The sequence below is a fragment of the Blautia sp. An81 genome (assembly GCF_002161285.1).
In the GTDB taxonomy this organism is placed as follows: domain Bacteria; phylum Bacillota; class Clostridia; order Lachnospirales; family Lachnospiraceae; genus Blautia; species Blautia ornithocaccae.
In genome coordinates this window covers 88,648-106,288 of sequence record NZ_NFHH01000003.1, presented here as the reverse complement: position 1 = coordinate 106,288, position 17,641 = coordinate 88,648, and the positions used below count along the sequence as shown (strand labels likewise).

The following is a 17,641-nucleotide window of genomic DNA, read 5'->3' as shown; positions in this document are numbered from 1 at the left end:
TATACTCCTGTATTTCTAGCTCAAGGAACTGTCACATTAAAAATATTCTTGATTTTGATTAATGCGACAGCTCGTTTACAGCCTGGTCATTATAGTATAAAAAGTAAAGGCTTGCAATAGGTATTTTTATAAAAAAATATCCCAAACCTTTTTCAGGCAGTCTGTATAACCAGCTTCCCTGCAGTCCTGACTGAAAATCAGGTCTACACTGCCGATCTTTTCCCCATCCAGATAATATTCCGCTGTTCCTGCCTTATCCCCCTGAGCCACCGGGGCCTGCACAGATTCGGGAAGCACAATTTTCTTTTCCACATTTTCAAGAGAGGCTCCCGTGGTATCCAGATATCGGAATTCTTCCTTATACTCACAGGGAACCTGTTCTTTCACCCCGCCCTCTACAGGTATTTGGGGCAGCCCTTCCGGTTCGCTGTCTGTATAAAGCTGGCAGCTTCCAAAGCCCAGATTCAGCATAGCTGCCGCATCGGTAAAACGCACCTTATAATCTGGAGCCGTCATGACTACACTGATCAATGTAATGCCCTCTCTCTGTGCCACAGCACTGACACAGTATTTTGCCACACTGGTACTTCCAGTCTTCAGTCCCACGCAGCCGTCATAGCTGCGAATCAATTTATTCGTATTGGTCAACCCAAATTCAGAAGTTCCTTTGTCCGTCTCATGGGTAATGTTTTCCATCCACACAGAGGAATATTCCAGGACTTTGGGATATCTGGTCACCAGTTCCCTGGACATAATGGCTACATCATGGGCGCTGGTATAATGATTATCCGATTCTGTCAGCCCGCAGCAATCCTCAAAATGGGTATTCTCCATGCCAAGTCCTGCCCCACGTTCATTCATTCTTTTGACAAATTCTCCCTCGCTGCCTGCAATGTGCTCTGCCATGGCCACACTGGCATCGTTGCCGGAAGCTATGACGATACATTTAATCATGGTCTCCACAGTCTGTTTTTCTCCTTCTTCCAGAAAGACCTGCGAGCCTCCCATAGATTTTGCATAAGCGCTGGTAACCACCTGGTCCTCCATATGTATGGTTCCTTTCGCCAATTCGTCAAAGATCAGAAGAAGTGTCATAATCTTTGTGATACTGGCAGGTTTCACCTGCGTATCCATATCTTTTTCGTAAATAATCTGTCCTGTAGAGGCCTCCATTAGAACTCCGTGGGGAGATGTGATCAGCTCCTCCCCTTCTGCCTTTACAGACACCGTTCCTCCTGCAAATATGGCAGAGATCATAAGAATCCCTGCCATGATAACTCCCGCCGCTTTCCCTGTCATACAATGCGCTCCAAAAATCCTCTTAGATTATTGTAAGCAAAGCAGCAGTAAAATATGCAATTTTTTAAAGCATTGGAGCAAATAGCCGGAGAATACTCTGCCCTGCCCTGCGGACCACATTTTGTTTCAGGCACCAATCAAGGGTAATTTCTTCACTAATCTCGAAAGTCCTCAGCATATCCTCTTTTACCTGGCCAACTGCCTGGCTCTGGTACATCCATACACCGCATTCAAAATGCAGATAAAGACTTCGGTAATCCAGATTAATGGTTCCCACTGCCGCAAACTCGTCATCACAGACAAAGTTCTTTGCATGAATAAATCCCGGTGTATATTCATAAATCCTTACCCCTGCACTGATCAGCTGCTCATAGTAAGACTGTGTCAGCAAAAATACCATCTTCTTATCCGGTATTCCAGGAGTGATGATCCGAACATCTACCCCTTTCTTGGAAGCCAGACAGAGAGCAGTCATCATCTCATTATCTATAATCAGGTAGGGCGTAGAAATATATACATATTTCTTAGCCTGATTAATCATATTCAGATATACATTTTCTCCTACTACTTCCCCGTCCAGAGGAGAATCTCCGTAAGGCTGGACAAAGCCATCATTTTCAAATTCCTCTGTATGATAAATATATGGCCCATAAGCCGGAAACTGAACCTGGGTCCTGGTAATCACTGACCACATCTGGAGGAACATTACCGTAAGGTTCCATACACCCTGACCATAGAGCCGCACCCCTGTATCCTTCCAGTGACCAAACCTCTCCAGCTCATTGATATACTCATCTGCCAGGTTGAGCCCTCCTGTATAGCCGGTGTGTCCATCAATTACCAGTATTTTTCTGTGGTCTCGGTTATTCAGCACAATATTCAGAATGGGTCTTACCGGATTAAATGCCGCACATTTTATCCCCTTTGCCTGAAGCTTTTTATAATATTTATGGGGAAGGGTATTTACACAGCCCATGTCATCATATATAAGTCGGACATCCACTCCCTGTTTTACTTTCTCTTCCAAAACATCCAGGATCGCTCCCCACATCCTGCCTTCCCGGATAATAAAATATTCCAGGAAAATATAATGCTCTGCTTTTTTCATATCTTCCAGCATATCGATGAACATGTCGTCTCCCACAGAGTAATACTTTGTGGTAGTATTCCCCTGAACAGGAAATCCTGCAAAATCCCGGATATAGGCAGACTGTATGGAGGCTCCCAGATCTGTGTTCTCCAGGGCCTCCCTGGTCTTTTTATCCTCTTTAAAATAATTGGCGATTTTCTTCATTACTGTCTGGGAATCCTGGGTCATTTTTCCAGCCACTCTTGACTGGCCAAACAGAAGGTAAATGATTACGCCAAAGACCGGCACCGCCAGGATCAATATACTCCAGGCCAGCTTATAGGAAGGATTGCTCTTTTTATTAACTATCCACAATACCAAAATCAGGCTCAGTACATTGATCAGGTTCATCAAGTGTCCGGAAAAAGCCCCCACTCCCCACAGCAGAGCAAAAATCCAGGCCAGCTGCAGAAGCACCGCCACTATTGTAACAAACAGCCTGTTGGATAACAAGTCTACTAACTTTTTCATAAATCTGTCCTTGTCAAGTAAGAAAGCCTCTGGTATGCTCCAGAGGCTTTTACTGCACATTAATTATATTTACGTTTTCTAGCTGCTTCAGATTTTTTCTTACGACGAACACTAGGTTTCTCGTAATGCTCTCTTTTACGGATTTCCTGCTGAATGCCGGCCTTAGCACAGCTACGCTTGAAACGACGTAAAGCGCTATCCAAAGTCTCGTTCTCTTTTACGATTACGTTTGACATAGTCTCACACCTAACCTCCCTCCAGCTGTAAATTGTGCATAATACAACTGTCTGGGTATTTTTTTGCACACAAACCATTATAGCAGATTTTTCCCGTACGTCAACTGGTTTGAATTAATTTTTCTTAAAAACCTGCATTATTTTATCTGGTCCGCCAAAATATTCCCTGCAGCCTTTAATGCTTCCGGTACTTTATCCGGATTTTTTCCACCTGCCTGGGCCATATTCGGACGGCCTCCGCCGCCTCCGCCTACAATAGCCGCAATACCTTTAATCAGATTTCCGGCATGGGCACCTGTTTTCTGTGCCTGATCTGTAACCATTGCCAGAAGGTTTACTTTTCCACCGTTAACGCTGGCTAAAACAACAACACCTTCGCCCAGTTTTTCCTTTAACTGGTCGCCCAGATCTCTCAGACCGTTCATATCTACATCTTCAAGGGCTGTTGCCAGCAGTTTGACGCCTTTAATTTCCTGTACCTGGCTCATTACATCTCCTACAGCATCCTGAGCCATTTTTGCTTTCAAAGATTCGTTTTCACTGTGAAGAGCCTTTACCTCAGCCTGAAGATGGGCAATCTTCTCCTCGATCTCCGCCGGAGTAGTTTTCAGCATAGCTGCAATCTCTCCCTGGCGTTTCTCAATTTCCTTATAGTAAGCAAATACGCCGTCGCCGGTAAGGGCCTCGATACGACGGACGCCTGCAGCGATTCCGCTTTCTGATACAATCTTAAAGGTTGTGATCACACCGGTATTTGGCACATGGGTACCTCCACAAAGCTCTTTTGAGAAGTCTCCCATAGAAACTACCCGGACTTTCTCCCCGTATTTCTCACCAAACAGAGCCATAGCCCCTGTCTTCTTAGCCTCGTCAATAGTCATAATATCTGTCTGTACAGGAAGATTTGCCTGAATCTCTTTGTTTACAAGTGCTTCTGTCTGTGCCAATTCTTCCTGGGTCATAGCCTGGAAATGAGCAAAGTCAAAGCGAAGTCTGTCAGGAGTTACCAGAGAACCTTTCTGCTCAACGTGAGAGCCCAAAACGGTTTTTAAGGCTTTCTGCAGCAGATGGGTAGCACTGTGGTTCTTACAGCAGTCTGCTCTTCCTGCCTCATCTACATGAAGAGTCACCACATCCCCTACCTTGATCATTCCTTTGGTAAGGATACCTACATGTCCTACTTTTCCGCCTCTTAAATGAATGGTGTCTTCAACCTGGAATTCTGCATCTCCTATAGTGATAATACCCTTATCGCCTTCCTGTCCGCCCATAGTAGCATAGAAAGGAGTTTCCTCTACAAACACAGTTCCTCTCTGGTCCTCAGTAAGGGCGTCAGTTACCTCTTCCTGGGTAGTTAAAACGGTTACTTTTGAATCCCATACCAGATGGTCATATCCTACAAATTCTGTGGTAATGGAAGGATCGATCTCGTCGTATACTGTAGCGTCTGCTCCCATATAGTTGGTAACTTCTCTGGCTTTTCTGGCTTTTTCTCTCTGGACATCCATAGATTTTTTAAAGCCTTCTTCATCTACCGTATATCCCTTCTCCTCCAGGATTTCTTTTGTCAGATCCAGAGGGAATCCATAGGTATCATAAAGCTTAAAGGCATCGTCCCCTGACAGCTCTTTCTTTCCTTCTTTTTCCATGGCCTCTTCCATCTCTCCCAGAATATGGAGACCCTGGTCAATGGTTTTATTAAACTGCTCTTCTTCCTTGGTAAGTACCTGGAAGATAAAGCTCTTCTTCTCGTCCAGTTCCGGATATCCATCCTTGGAACCTTCAATTACAGTGGCGCTTAACTCTGCCAGGAACTTGCCCTGGATTCCCAGAAGGCGTCCGTGACGGGCAGCCCGGCGGATCAGACGGCGGAGAACATAGCCTCTGCCCTCATTGGTAGGCATAATACCATCTGAAATCATAAAAGTAGCAGAACGGATATGGTCTGTGATCAGACGGATGGAAACATCTTTCTCCTCGTCTTTCTTATACTCTGTATGAGCCAGCTCACATACCTTATTTCTCAGGGCGCAAAGAGTATCCACATCAAAAATGGAATCTACATCCTGGACTACAGAAGCCAGACGCTCCAGTCCCATACCGGTATCAATATTCTTCTGCTCCAGTTCTGTATAATGGCCCTCTCCATCATTATCAAACTGAGTAAATACGTTGTTCCAGATTTCCATGTAGCGGTCACAGTCGCATCCTACAGTACAGCCCGGTTTTCCACAGCCGTATTTCTCTCCTCTGTCATAGTAAATCTCTGAACAGGGACCGCAGGGACCTGCTCCATGTTCCCAGAAATTATCTTCTTTTCCAAAACGGTAGATTCTTTCTGCCGGTATGCCGATTTCCTTATTCCAGATATCAAAGGCCTCGTCGTCATCCAGATAAACAGATGGGTACAGTCTTTCCGGATCCAGTCCTACCACCTCAGTCAGGAATTCCCAGGACCAGGCAATGGCTTCATGCTTGAAATAATCTCCAAAGGAAAAGTTTCCCAGCATTTCAAAAAATGTGCCGTGGCGGGCAGTCTTTCCCACATTCTCGATATCTCCTGTACGGATACACTTCTGACAGGTTGTCACTCTCCGTCTCGGTGGAATCTCTGCTCCGGTAAAGTATGGCTTCAGCGGCGCCATACCGGAATTGATCAAAAGGAGACTTTTATCATTGTGAGGAACCAGGGAAAAGCTCTTCATAGCCAGATGTCCCTTGCTCTCAAAAAATTCTAAAAACATTCTTCTTAATTCATTTACTCCGTATTTCTTCACGGTTTTTCCCTCCCGTTGCTGCCCATATTCTCTTCTTAAGCAGTCATTGTTTTTTATGATAGCACAGCCAGAATGGTATTTCAAGACAAAAACTCCCCAGCCAGGCTCTGAAAAGCCGAAAGCTGAGGGGTTTTCTTGTTTATAACAGCAGACAGCCTGCCAAAAGACGCCCTCTAACGTTTCCTACAGGTGTCCCTGCTCTGATTTTCATCCTGTCTTTTCAGTACTTTCTCCCGTTCTATCTCTTTTTTTCTCATACAGTTCAGATCTATTTCATAAATGGTGTTGCCTTCCTCCACAAGTTTTGTTTTCTCTCTTTCCATAACGCAAAACTCCTTTCCCTATATCTTATGATTTCCATAGTCAAATGGTCATGTGGTGCAAAATACTGCTAAAACGCACAAATCTCGAGATGTTATAGCAAGTTGACAAATCATTATTTTAGGCTTTATTTTACATTTGCTGTTTCCAGATATCGAATGGCTTTGGGGAAGCATCCGATAACTGTTGGATATCGGGTCATACATTTTTCTTTCCCGGCATATAATGGAGCAAAATGCAAAAAAGAGAATTATATGGATAATCAGTCTCTTCTTGACGAAATGGTAAGTGAAGATTCCATAGAAATGCTGAAGGCCGCCCTGCCATATCTTCCGGCCCAAGGGCAGTCCTTTGTATCTGTCTTCGCAAAATTTCTGGAGTTTAAAAACACCCTTCGGCTTTTCCGTTCTTCTCCCGGCACTACAGAAATCTGCGCTCAATCCAGGGAAAAGAATAATCCTCTGGAAATGCTCACCGCCTGCAGCAATGTATGTCATGGCCGGACCAAAGAGCAGCTGGACAATATCATCCAGACCATGGCCATGGTCCAGATGTTTGAATTAAGCCAGAAGCCTTTCCCTCAGAAAGATGTAGAGGAAGGAGGTGCAGATTCCTGTGAATAATCAAAAATCTGACAATAAAGGGCAAAAAAACACCCAGGAAAAGACTTCCTGGGTGGAGCATCCCGGTCTGGCTGGAATGGACCCGGCCAAACTGGCTATGTTAAATTCTTTCGCGCAGCAAAGCTCTGGAAAAAGCCCTCAAGAGCTCCTGCCGCTGCTTATGGCAGCTGCCTCCCGGAACCGTTCCAACGGTACCAGGTTTTCTAATGCAGAAATCGAAACCATTATAGAAGTTTTGAAAACCGGAAAATCTCCTGAAGAGACTGCCCGCATGGACAGGATCATTCAGATGATGAAGATGCTCCAGTGAGCCTGCCGGTCTCATCTCCCTCTAAAATACATTTCCGGAGCAGCACAAGGGCATTGACTACTGCCTGTTCCCTTACGCTGCTTCGGTCTCCATTAAAATGACATTCCTTCACTTTTGTCTTTCCTTTAAAACAGCATCCGATAAAAACGGTCCCCACAGGATACTCTTCCGTTCCTCCCTCGGGGCCTGCAAAACCGGTAACTGACAGGGCTGCATCTGCTCCTGCTGCCGCAGCTCCTCCTTCTGCCATTTCTTTTGCGCATTTCCTGCTTACTGCACCGTGATTTTTCAGGGTACCTTTCTTAACATGGACAAGTTTTTTCTTTGCTTTATCAGAATAGGTAATAAATCCCTGTTTCAGCACCTCAGAAGCTCCCGGCACATCCACCAGCCTGGCAGAAAGGGCTCCTCCTGTACAGGACTCTACAGTTGTCACAGTAAGTCCCCTCTCTCTCAAAAGCTCTACCGCTGCCATTTCCAGAGTCTTATCTTCCTCCTCTGTATAAACACTTCCCTGAAATCTCTTCCGAAGCTCTTCAGCCACAGGCTCTATAAGCTGCTGAGCAGTCTCTTCATCTGCTGCTTTGGCAGTCACACGGATGTGGACTTCTCCCGGCTTGGCATAGGTTGCCACTGTGGGATTTTTCTGCTTTTGAATCAGGTCCTGGATATCTGTTTCAGCCTGACTCTCTCCCACTCCGCATATTTTCAGGGTTCTGGAAGAAATGATCTCCGGCTGCTTTTTATGGAGATATGGATAAATCCTGCTCTCGAACATCGGAATCAGTTCCCCTGGAGGACCTGGAAGAAGAATGATCGTCTTTTCCCCTTCTTCTACAATAATTCCAGGGGCAGTGCCATTGTCATTCTCTACCGCTATTGCCCCTTCAGGTATGAGAGCCTGTTTCCAGTTATTCTGGGTAATGGCTTTTCCCGGAGTATTTCTCAGATACTGTTTCATAAATTTTTCAATGTGACGCCGGCTTTTTTTGTCCTCCACCAGCTCCCGCTTCAGGACTCTGGCCACTGCTTCTTTTGTAAGGTCATCCTGGGTAGGCCCCAGTCCGCCGCAAAGGATTACCACGTCAGACCGCTTCAGCGCTGCCCGGAAACATTTGCACAGCCGGCGCATATTGTCTCCCACTACACTCTGGTAGTACATGGACAGTCCCAGATCCGCACATTTCTGAGCAATATAGGCGCCGTTTGTATTAACAATGTTTCCCAAAAGCAGCTCTGTTCCCACACAGATCAATTCTGCTGTCATCTGTTTTCCCTCTTTCCTAATCCTGCATGCTTAACACTTTTCTGTTTTTTGCAATATAATCTACCAGCGAAATAATCGTCAGAGCCACAGCGATTACAATAAATACTGTGATCAGAGTCTGGAAGATTGTATTCTGGATATCCATGATCATCAGGATGATAAGGATCATCTGAGATACTGTTTTAAATTTTCCCCAGTAGCTGGCCGCAATGACAATGCCGTTATCTGCCGCAACAAGGCGGAATCCACTGATAATAAATTCTCTGGCAATGATCACAATGGTAATCCAGGCCGCCAGTTTTCCCATTGCAGTAAAGCAGATCAGAGCAGAACATACCAGAAGCTTGTCCGCCAGGGGGTCCATAAATTTTCCAAAATTCGTTACCAGGTTATGTTTTCTGGCCAGATAACCATCCAGGGTATCTGTGAGGCTGGCCACTACAAAGATTACCAGGGCAATCCACTTATCTGCCGCCCCTGTTATGTCATACATTAAAAAGGCTACAAAGAATGGTATCATGATCACTCTTGCAATTGTCAGTTTATTCGGTGTATTCATCTTTCAACTCTCCTATCAAATCATATTCAAGGGCTCCCGTCACATGGACCAGAGCAAAATCTCCGGACATCAGTTCCGTATCCGTGTTGATAAACATATAACCATCTACTCCGGGAGCATCTCCGTAGGTCCGGGCCACATAGGCGTTTTCATCTGCCACCTTTCCCTCTACCATAACTTCTACGTTGCTTCCAATCCTGGCGTTTCCCTTATCTATAGAAATCTCCTGCTGAAGCTCCATCAGCTCCGCCTGACGTCTCTCTTTCTCTTCCTCTTCAATCTGGTCCGGCATTCTGGCTGCAGGAGTATCCTCTTCCGCAGAATAGGTAAACACACCCAGACGGTCAAATTCCATGGTATCAATAAATTCCATCAATTCTTCATGTTCCTCCTGGGTCTCTCCTGGGAATCCTGTGATCAGAGTAGTTCTCAGGATGATGTCCGGGATTTCTCTCCGAAGAGTCTCTACGATCTGAACCAGTTCCGCTTTCGTGGTTCTTCTCCCCATTCTCTTTAAAATTCTGTCATTGCAGTGCTGAATGGGAAGGTCCAGATAATGGCAGATCTTCCGTTCTTCCTTCATTGTCTGAATAAGCTCCGGATAGATCTCTTCAGGATAGCAGTAGAGAATACGGATCCACTGGATTCCCGGTATCTGGCAAAGCTTTTTCAGCAGGATATGAAGGGATTTTTCTCCATAGAGATCCTGTCCGTATATAGTGGTCTCCTGGGCCACCACGATCAGTTCCCGCACACCCTGAGAGGCCAGATACTCTGCCTGAGACACCAGCTTCTCCATAGGAATACTCCGATATTTTCCTCTAAGTTTTGGAATAATACAGTAAGTACATCGTTTATCGCAGCCTTCTGCGATTTTCAGATAATCGTAATGCCCTCCTGTAGTAATCACCCTTTTTCCTTCTGCCTGAGGAAGACGATCCACATCCTGGAAATCCAGATACTTTTCTCCGTCAAAAACTTTATCCAGGGCCTGGATAAGCTCGTCCCAGCTTCCCGTTCCCAGAACAGCATCTACTTCCGGGATCTCCTCTGTAATCTCTTTCTGATAACGCTGAGCCAGACAGCCGGTGACCAGCAGGGCCTTCAGCCTGCCGGTTTCTTTATACTGGGCCATCTCCAATATACTGTTAACACTTTCCTCTTTTGCATCATGGATAAAGGCGCAGGTATTGATAACGATCACCTCTGCCTCTTTTTCCTCATTGGTAATCTCGTAGCCTTTCTCTACCAGCATACCAAGCATGTCTTCCGAGTCTGCCAGGTTTTTGTCGCAGCCCAGAGAAATAAACAGTACCTTTCTCATGAAACCTCCTTGGATTAGCACAAAGGACCGCCGGCAAGAAGCTGTCAGCAGTCCCTGTACATAATATTCATCTTTTTAGTTCTCTTCCTCTTCTGTCTCAGGATCTTCCGGCAGAATGTGGACTTTACCTTTATAAATCTCCTCTACCGCAGTGGATAAAGGTTTCTTTCCTGCAGCAGGTACCATAGGCTCTCTCCCTGCGATCAGCTGTCTTGCTCTCTTACTGGTGGCAAGTACCACGGAATAGCGGCTGGTTACTAAAGGTTCATCCTCCAGCTCTGCTCCTTCGTTAATAGCTTCCATAAGTTCTGTGTAAGATGGATGTATCATAAATTCATTCTCCTTTCTGGAATACAGCAATTTCCTCTGTTATTTTTTCTATAAAATCCTGACAGTTATCTGCCCTGTCATGCTGACTCTGGATAATGGCATGCATACGGTCCACACACTCCTCCAGCTGGTCGTTGACCAGGATATAATCATACTCCGGCATACCCTTGGCCTCTTCAAAAGCCCTGGAAAGCCTGGACTGGATCACTTCCATTGTCTCTGTGCCTCTTCCTATCAGACGTCTTTTCAGTTCGTCAGCCGTAGGCGGCGTCACAAAAAGCAGCAATGTATCCGGAAGTTTTTCCTTTACCTTAAGCGCTCCCTGGATCTCAATTTCCAGGATCACGTCTTTTCCGGCGTTTAACTGTTTTTCTACATATGCCTTGGGCGTCCCATAATAATTTTCCACATATTGAGCATATTCGATCAGCGCGTCCTGAAGGATCAGCTCTTCAAACTCTCTTTTTGTATGGAAAAAATACTCTCTTCCGTGCTCTTCTCCCGGCCTGGGCGCCCTGGTAGTGGCAGAAATGGAAAGAGCATAATTATCATACTTTTCCATCAGCCTTTTGATCAGTGTTCCCTTTCCTGCACCGGAGAAACCGGAAACCACAACTAAAATTCCTTTTTCAGACATCATATTCCCCTCTTGTTTCATTTTCCGGAAATGTACCAAACCTCTTGGATATGGTTTCAGGCTGAAGGGCAGAAAGCACAACCATATCGCCGTCTGTAATAAGAACAGCTTTGGTCTTTCTCCCCTGGGTGGCATCCACTGCTTTACCTGATTCCTTTGCCGCCTGGACCAGACGTTTGATAGGTGCCGCGTCGGGACTGACCACCGCTACCACCTTATCCATATTTACTACATTTCCAAATCCGATATTCAACAACTTTGTCATAGACATTCCTGCCTTTATTCAATATTCTGGATCTGTTCCCGGACTTTTTCAATCTCTGTCTTAAGATCAATGGCCAGATTGGAAGTCTCCAGGTCATTTGCCTTAGAGAGGATGGTATTTGCCTCCCGATTCATCTCCTGAGCTATGAAATCCAATTTTCGCCCAATCCCTTCGTTCTCATGGAGAACTTCCTCCATACGATGGATATGGCTTTTCAGCCGGACCGTTTCCTCATCTGTACAGATCTTATCGGCAAAAAGAATTACCTCTGCTGCGATCCGACTCTCCTCGATCTGGGCATCCGCCAGAAGCTCTTTCACCTTGCCTTCCAGCTTCTCCCGGTATTCCCGCAGAATCTCAGGGGATCTCGCTTCTACCAGATCTACCTTTTTATCCATAGCCTCCAGTTTTTCCAGGATATCCTGTCTCAGATGAGCACCTTCCTGGGTTCGGCTCTCTACAAACTGTCCGGCTGCGCCGCGGATCACCTGTTCCAGAGCTGTCCAAAGCTCTTTCTCATCAGGAGTCTGCTCTTCCATGGTAAACACTTCCGGATATTTAGAAAGAGCCGCCGCAGTGATCTCTGTCTCAAGTCCAAATTCACTGCCCATCTCCCTGATGTAGGTAAGATACTGCTGTGCAATCTCCCGATTGTATTTTACCGAAACTCTGCTCTGAGTGTAATCTTCATAAGTAATAAAGAGATCTACCTTTCCTCTCTGGATATACTCTTTCAAAAGATTACGAATCGCCGCCTCAAAAAAGCTGAGCTTCTTTGGCATCCGCATATTAATATCCAGATACCGGTGATTCACAGACTTCATCTCTACGGTGATCTTTTTTTCTTCGTCTACTAGCTCGGCTCTGCCGAAGCCGGTCATACTTTTAATCATGTAAAACTCTTTTCTGTGTCCATTATTTGCCTGAGGGCATAAACATACATAGTCATTATAAGTCAAAGGCACATACCCGTCAAACATTTTTTTGCTTCTTACAAAAATTTATGATAAGATAAAAAGGATATCCCCAAATGATTGATAAAGGAGTGCAAAGACTATGGCATTTGACGGAATCACCATTGCAAACATGGTAAAAGAATTTCAAGATACTATCGTGGGAGGAAAGATCAATAAAATCGCCCAGCCGGAGGCAGATGAGCTGCTGATCACCATAAAAAGCAACAAGACTCAGTACCGTCTCCTGATCTCCGCCAGTGCTTCCCTTCCATTGATCTATTTTACAGATAAAAATAAAACCAGCCCCTTAACCGCCCCTAATTTCTGCATGCTTCTTCGGAAACATATCGGAAGCGGAAGGATCGTCTCTGTGACCCAGCCGGATATGGAAAGAGCTATTGAATTTGAAATCGAGCATTTAAATGAGCTGGGCGATCTGTGCCATAAAATCCTGGTGGTAGAGATCATGGGAAAACACAGCAATATTATTTTCTTAAATGAAGAGCGGATGATCCTGGACAGCATCAAGCATATTTCCGGAAATGTAAGCTCTGTCCGGGAAGTGCTTCCAGGCAGAGCCTACTTTCTCCCAAAGACTCAGGAAAAATATAATCCTATGACTGTGTCCGAGGAAGACTTTTCCCAATCTGTATGTGAAAAGCCTGTAAATCTGTCCAAAGCCCTCTATACCTCCCTTACAGGGATCAGCCCCTGTATTGCCGAGGAAATCTGCCATCGGGCTTCTCTGGACGGCAGTCAGCCGGCAAAATCTCTCACGCCTCCGGCAAAGGAGCACCTCTTTCATACTTTTCAAAGGCTTATGGAAGATGTAAAGGAAGGTAATTTCCAGCCAAATATTGTCTATAACGAAAAAGAAGAGCCGGTGGAATACGCCGCCCTTCCTTTGACAAAATATATGAACGCTCCTGTGAAAAGCTTTTCTTCCATGTCCCAGGTACTGGAACAGTATTACGCCCAGAAAGATCAGATTACCCGGATCCGTCAGAAATCTTCTGACCTTCGCCGGATCGTTCAGACCGCCCTGGAGCGGAATCGGAAAAAACTGGATCTCCAGTCCAAGCAGATGAAGGATACTCAGAAAATGGACAAGTACAAAGTTTACGGAGAACTGATCAACACCTACGGATATAACCTGGAGGAAGGCTGCAAATCCTTTAAGGCTCTGAATTATTATACCAACGAGGAGATTACTATTCCTCTGGATCCCACTATGAGCCCTCAGGAAAACGCCAAGAAATATTTTGACCGTTACAATAAGATGAAACGTACTGCCCAGGCTCTGGAGGAACAGTTAAAAGATACGGAAGAAGAAATCCAGCATCTGGAATCCATCAGCACGGCACTGGACATTGCTCTTCAGGAAAACGATCTGTCCCAGATTAAAGACGAGCTGACCGAATACGGATATATCAAGAAACATTATTCCGGAAATAAAAAGAAGGCAATGGCAAAGTCCAAACCACTTCATTATATTTCCAGCGACGGCTACCATATCTATATAGGAAAAAATAATTATCAGAATGATGAGCTGACTTTTAAATTTGCCACAGGAAATGACTGGTGGTTTCACGCCAAGAAAATGGCCGGCTCCCACGTAATCATAAAGAGCAATAATGAAGAACTGCCTGACAGAACCTTTGAAGAAGCCGGACGGCTGGCCGCCTACTATTCCAGCGGCAGAACAGCCCCCAAAGTAGAAATTGATTATATCCAGAAAAAACATGTGAAAAAACCCAACGGCGCCAAACCAGGGTTTGTCGTCTACTACACCAACTATTCCCTGATGATTGAACCGGATATCTCCGGGATTGAGCAGGTGGAATAATAATCTTCATAAAAAGCAAGGCGTTGTGGCATGAATCATATTTCAGGAATATTTATACATTTTATGCCAATTTGTCGAGCATTGCTTTGAGACAGACCATAAGCTCAAAGCAGCGCAGAATGAGCAATAAAATGTATAAATATTCTCAATTTTGGTTAATGCGGAAACGCCTTACTCTGAGCTTTTCTTTTTATCCCCTATTTTTCGCATAAATCATCACTAAACTTGGGGATTCTCCAGGATTATACGGTTATAATTCAAAATTGCTATATTTAACCGTTCATTTCCGGACTGTTATACGGTTATAATCCTAAAAATGCCATTATAACCGTTCATTTCCAGGCTATTGTACGGTTATAATTTAACGAATGCCTTTTTTAACCGTTTAATTTCTGGAAAAAGTACGGTTATATTTTGGAAATTCCAAATTTAACCGTTTTACCCTGTTTAAAACTACGGTTCAAATTGTAAAAACCATTTTTCAACCGTAAATTTCTCTTCTTGATGGTTTTCATTTCCAAAATCCATATACTTCCACTTTATCCAAAATTTCTTTTAATGGTATCCAGCTCCCCTGCCTTCTCCACCCAGTTCTCTACATAGCCGCAGCAGCAACATACATAGCGGATAACAGGGATTTTCCCTATTAAAGTTATTGAAGTGGTATAGATATTGTTTCCGCTGGTATAACGACGGGGATTATCCGGAACACGAACAATATCTACAGAACCGCATTTTGGACATCTGCCTGAATTTTTCATACTTGTTTTCCCTCTTAAAATTCTTTCTTTTTTACAATTCCGATACTGATTCTCACGGACAAAAGTAAAATTAAAACAGCAGCGGCAATCAGGATTCCCAGAAAAGTTCCAATTCCTATTTCAGGAAGAGAATCCAGAATCGGCAAAAAATCTTCTCCCCACTGTTGTACACTCTCTGCCAGCATTACTATTGTCAAATAAAGCACTGCAAAGAGAATGACTACCGCAACTCTTCCCTTTTCAGCCCCAAATTTCAGCATTACAGGCACCATCACTGCCAGCATAAATAATACCAGGGGCAGAATTATAAAAGCAATTGTAATTAATTCTCCAACAGGCTCCTGTCCTCTTCCGATTCCTATAGCTACTGACAGCATTGATATTATAATCCAGGCCCCCAGTCCCATGATCATTCCGAAACAATATTTTTCGATGGTATAAGTCTTTCTGGTAACGGGCAGGGAAAACAAAAAAGCATTTCCATTGTCAAGCTCATCATAACTGATAGAGCTTATTGAAAACAGCGAAAATATAAAAGATATAAAGCCAATCGTATACGATACATTTTCAGAAAACAGAGCCATAAAAACTCCTATGACTGTGATTAAAGTCAAAAAATTTTTCTGAACTTTCATTAACCGAAAATCTTTTATCAATAATCCTTTCATAATCTTTCACCTCTGATCATCATAGTTATCACTTCATCAATATTTCCTTTTTCAATGACAATATCTGGATAATTCTCCACATAATATTGTTTCTGGTTTGTCAGGCAGCTATATCCGTAGCTCTCCTTTTTTCTTCTCAGAATATATTCTTTATCCAATCCCGTATACTGTTCTCTGTCCACTTTCAAAAGTCCATAGTCGCTGAGGAGCACATCTGTATCTTCATGGAGAATGATCTTTCCTTCATGGATCATGTAAAGGTCATCACACAAAGTTTCCAGGTCACTGGAAATATGGGAGCTTATGAGAATAGACCGTTCCTCGTCCTTTTCCATAAACTCCCGGAGCATTTCCAGAAGTTCATCTCTGGCCACCACATCAAGACCTGCTGTAGGCTCGTCAAGGATCAGCAGTTTTGCATTATGAGAAATCGCTGCCAGGACCTTCAGCTTTGCCTTCATTCCCGTAGAAAAATCCTTTAGACGTTTCTTTTCAGGAAGCTGAAACCGCTTTATCTGCTCTTTAAAAAAGGTCTTGTCAAATTTGGTATAGAGGCTTTCCATCACAGGGATGATATCTTCAATAGTCAGATATCCGCTGAATCCGGAATCGGAGAGGACCACTCCCAACCCCTGTTTGTCTTTTGCGGTAAAGTCCTTCAGGTCCTTTCCAAAAATCCGGATGCTCCCGCCCTCTGTAGAGATAAGACCTAAAACCGCTTTAAATGTAGTGCTTTTTCCCGCTCCGTTCTGGCCGATCAGTCCTGTGATACAGCCTGGCTGCACTTCCAGGGTACAGTCCAAAGCAAAACTTCCATAGTTCTTTCTTAAATGATCGATTTTTAACATAATCATCCCTCCAACAATAACTCAAAAATGTCTTTTAAGTCTTCATCGCTGATTCCGCATCGTCTGGCTTTCTGTATAGCTTTTTCCAAATCTGCCTCTACTTCCTTTTTCTGCTCTTCCAAAAGCCGTTCTGCATTGGTCGCCGCCACATAGGTTCCTTTGCCGTGTACCGTAACGGTAAAGCCTTCAGTTTCCAGATCGTCATAGGCCTTTTTCACTGTCAGGGCGCTGATCTTCAGTTCCCTGGCCAAAGCCCGTACAGAAGGCAGATTATCATTCTCCTTTAACTCCCCTTTCCGGATAAGGGTCTTGATCTGGTCTACAATCTGCTCGTAGATTGGGATCATCAGAGAATTGTTTATGATTATCTTCATGCATTGTTCCTCCTTTGTTGTAAACAGTATATAACAGTAGTTAACTTTTGTCAAGTGTTATATACTGTTTATTTTAAAATTTTAAAAAAAGGAAAACCGGCCTGCCAGCTATCGTAAACAAGCAAACCAATCTTCCTTTCCCTGCATACTTTCAAAAATTCAAATTGCTTTCCAGTTTCAGCAAATATTCTTTAACTTTCAGTCCCCCTGCATAACCAGTCAGACTTCCATTAGTTCCGATCACTCTGTGGCAGGGAATGATAATGGGTATGGGATTCCTGTTATTTGCCATTCCCACCGCCCGGCTGGCTTTGGAGTTCCCTGCCGCCGCTGCAATTTCTTTATAAGTCCTTGTCTCGCCATAAGGAATCTGAGTAAGAGCTTCCCATACTCTTTTCTGAAAATCTGTACCCTGAGGAACACAGGGCACCGTAAAGGCCTTTCTCTTTCCCTGAAAATATTCCTCCAGCTCTTTCACCGCCCACCTGGTCATCTCATTAGTCCTGCCCTGGGCTTTCACTTTCTCATCTTCATAAAATTTTATGGCCTTAATTCCTTTGTCTCCAGACAAAATTGTCAGAGCTCCTATGGGACTTTGATAAATTTCTCCATAAATCATTTCTGTTTTTTCTTCCACTCT

At 44.2% G+C, this 17,641-nt stretch carries 20 protein-coding genes; 3 read left to right on the top strand and 17 right to left on the bottom strand.

Features of this window, described 5'->3' with window-relative positions:
* Positions 1–126: 126 nt before the first annotated feature.
* From B5G33_RS03970 to B5G33_RS21600, 5 genes are all read right to left on the bottom strand, one after another.
* Positions 127–1,299: a D-alanyl-D-alanine carboxypeptidase family protein gene (locus B5G33_RS03970; protein WP_204247337.1), complete on the bottom strand. Its 1,173-nt coding sequence runs from the start codon at positions 1,297–1,299 to the stop codon at positions 127–129.
* Positions 1,300–1,363: 64 nt separating this feature from the next.
* Positions 1,364–2,899 (bottom strand): cardiolipin synthase, encoded by a 1,536-nt coding sequence (gene cls, locus B5G33_RS03965; protein WP_087272336.1) that lies wholly within the window; start codon positions 2,897–2,899, stop codon positions 1,364–1,366.
* A gap of 59 nt (positions 2,900–2,958) precedes the next feature.
* Positions 2,959–3,135 carry a 30S ribosomal protein S21 gene (gene rpsU, locus B5G33_RS03960; protein WP_004222305.1) on the bottom strand — a complete coding sequence of 59 codons (177 nt, stop codon included), beginning with the start codon at positions 3,133–3,135 and terminating at the stop codon, positions 2,959–2,961.
* 137 nt (positions 3,136–3,272) lie between these two features.
* Entirely contained in the window at positions 3,273–5,912 is a 2,640-nt protein-coding gene (gene alaS / locus B5G33_RS03955; protein ID WP_087416912.1) for an alanine--tRNA ligase, read from the bottom strand.
* A gap of 173 nt (positions 5,913–6,085) precedes the next feature.
* Positions 6,086–6,235 (bottom strand): hypothetical protein, encoded by a 150-nt coding sequence (locus B5G33_RS21600; protein ID WP_164496689.1) that lies wholly within the window; start codon positions 6,233–6,235, stop codon positions 6,086–6,088.
* Between the two features lie 252 nt (positions 6,236–6,487).
* On the opposite strand from B5G33_RS21600, the gene B5G33_RS03950 reads away from it, so the two are divergent.
* Positions 6,488–6,856: a hypothetical protein gene (locus B5G33_RS03950; RefSeq protein ID WP_087271021.1), complete on the top strand. Its 369-nt coding sequence runs from the start codon at positions 6,488–6,490 to the stop codon at positions 6,854–6,856.
* Positions 6,849–7,166 (top strand): hypothetical protein, encoded by a 318-nt coding sequence (locus tag B5G33_RS03945; RefSeq protein WP_191386464.1) that lies wholly within the window; start codon positions 6,849–6,851, stop codon positions 7,164–7,166. The genes B5G33_RS03950 and B5G33_RS03945 overlap by 8 nt, the downstream gene beginning before the upstream one ends.
* On the opposite strand, the gene B5G33_RS03940 is transcribed toward B5G33_RS03945, so the two are convergent.
* From B5G33_RS03940 to B5G33_RS03910, 7 genes are all read right to left on the bottom strand, one after another.
* Positions 7,138–8,433 (bottom strand): competence/damage-inducible protein A, encoded by a 1,296-nt coding sequence (locus tag B5G33_RS03940; RefSeq protein ID WP_087416828.1) that lies wholly within the window; start codon positions 8,431–8,433, stop codon positions 7,138–7,140. The genes B5G33_RS03945 and B5G33_RS03940 overlap by 29 nt on opposite strands.
* Before the next feature lie 16 nt (positions 8,434–8,449).
* A complete protein-coding gene (gene pgsA, locus B5G33_RS03935; protein ID WP_087271030.1) occupies positions 8,450–8,992 on the bottom strand; it encodes a CDP-diacylglycerol--glycerol-3-phosphate 3-phosphatidyltransferase in 543 nt (180 codons plus the stop codon).
* On the bottom strand, positions 8,976–10,316 hold the full coding sequence (gene rimO / locus B5G33_RS03930) for a 30S ribosomal protein S12 methylthiotransferase RimO (RefSeq protein ID WP_087416827.1): 1,341 nt from the start codon (positions 10,314–10,316) through the stop codon (positions 8,976–8,978). Before rimO ends, pgsA begins: the two co-directional genes overlap by 17 nt.
* 75 nt (positions 10,317–10,391) lie before the next feature.
* The gene (rpoZ, locus tag B5G33_RS03925) at positions 10,392–10,646 is read right to left on the bottom strand and encodes a DNA-directed RNA polymerase subunit omega (RefSeq protein WP_087271036.1); all 255 of its coding nucleotides are present in this window, start codon (positions 10,644–10,646) and stop codon (positions 10,392–10,394) included.
* Between the two features lie 4 nt (positions 10,647–10,650).
* Entirely contained in the window at positions 10,651–11,283 is a 633-nt protein-coding gene (gmk, locus tag B5G33_RS03920) for a guanylate kinase (protein WP_087271039.1), read from the bottom strand.
* Positions 11,276–11,548, bottom strand: coding sequence for a DUF370 domain-containing protein (locus B5G33_RS03915; RefSeq protein WP_087271042.1), 273 nt, complete (start codon positions 11,546–11,548; stop codon positions 11,276–11,278). Before B5G33_RS03915 ends, gmk begins: the two co-directional genes overlap by 8 nt.
* Before the next feature lie 14 nt (positions 11,549–11,562).
* Positions 11,563–12,441, bottom strand: a complete 879-nt coding sequence (locus B5G33_RS03910; RefSeq protein WP_087416911.1) for a YicC/YloC family endoribonuclease — start codon at positions 12,439–12,441, stop codon at positions 11,563–11,565.
* 163 nt (positions 12,442–12,604) lie between these two features.
* On the opposite strand from B5G33_RS03910, the gene B5G33_RS03905 reads away from it, so the two are divergent.
* Complete coding sequence (locus tag B5G33_RS03905) at positions 12,605–14,350, top strand: Rqc2 family fibronectin-binding protein (protein WP_087416826.1); 1,746 nt, start codon at positions 12,605–12,607, stop codon at positions 14,348–14,350.
* A gap of 539 nt (positions 14,351–14,889) precedes the next feature.
* Here the strand turns inward: B5G33_RS03905 and B5G33_RS03900 are convergent.
* The 5 genes from B5G33_RS03900 to B5G33_RS03880 form a co-directional block, all read right to left on the bottom strand.
* Positions 14,890–15,111 (bottom strand): hypothetical protein, encoded by a 222-nt coding sequence (locus B5G33_RS03900; protein WP_087271047.1) that lies wholly within the window; start codon positions 15,109–15,111, stop codon positions 14,890–14,892.
* Between the two features lie 14 nt (positions 15,112–15,125).
* Complete coding sequence (locus B5G33_RS03895; protein ID WP_087416825.1) at positions 15,126–15,779, bottom strand: ABC-2 transporter permease; 654 nt, start codon at positions 15,777–15,779, stop codon at positions 15,126–15,128.
* Entirely contained in the window at positions 15,776–16,627 is an 852-nt protein-coding gene (locus B5G33_RS03890; protein WP_087416824.1) for an ABC transporter ATP-binding protein, read from the bottom strand. The genes B5G33_RS03895 and B5G33_RS03890 overlap by 4 nt, the downstream gene beginning before the upstream one ends.
* Positions 16,628–16,629: 2 nt before the next feature.
* A complete protein-coding gene (locus B5G33_RS03885) occupies positions 16,630–17,001 on the bottom strand; it encodes a GntR family transcriptional regulator (RefSeq protein ID WP_087416823.1) in 372 nt (123 codons plus the stop codon).
* A gap of 151 nt (positions 17,002–17,152) precedes the next feature.
* The gene (locus B5G33_RS03880) at positions 17,153–17,620 is read right to left on the bottom strand and encodes a methylated-DNA--[protein]-cysteine S-methyltransferase (protein WP_087416910.1); all 468 of its coding nucleotides are present in this window, start codon (positions 17,618–17,620) and stop codon (positions 17,153–17,155) included.
* Between the last annotated feature and the right edge of the window lie 21 nt (positions 17,621–17,641).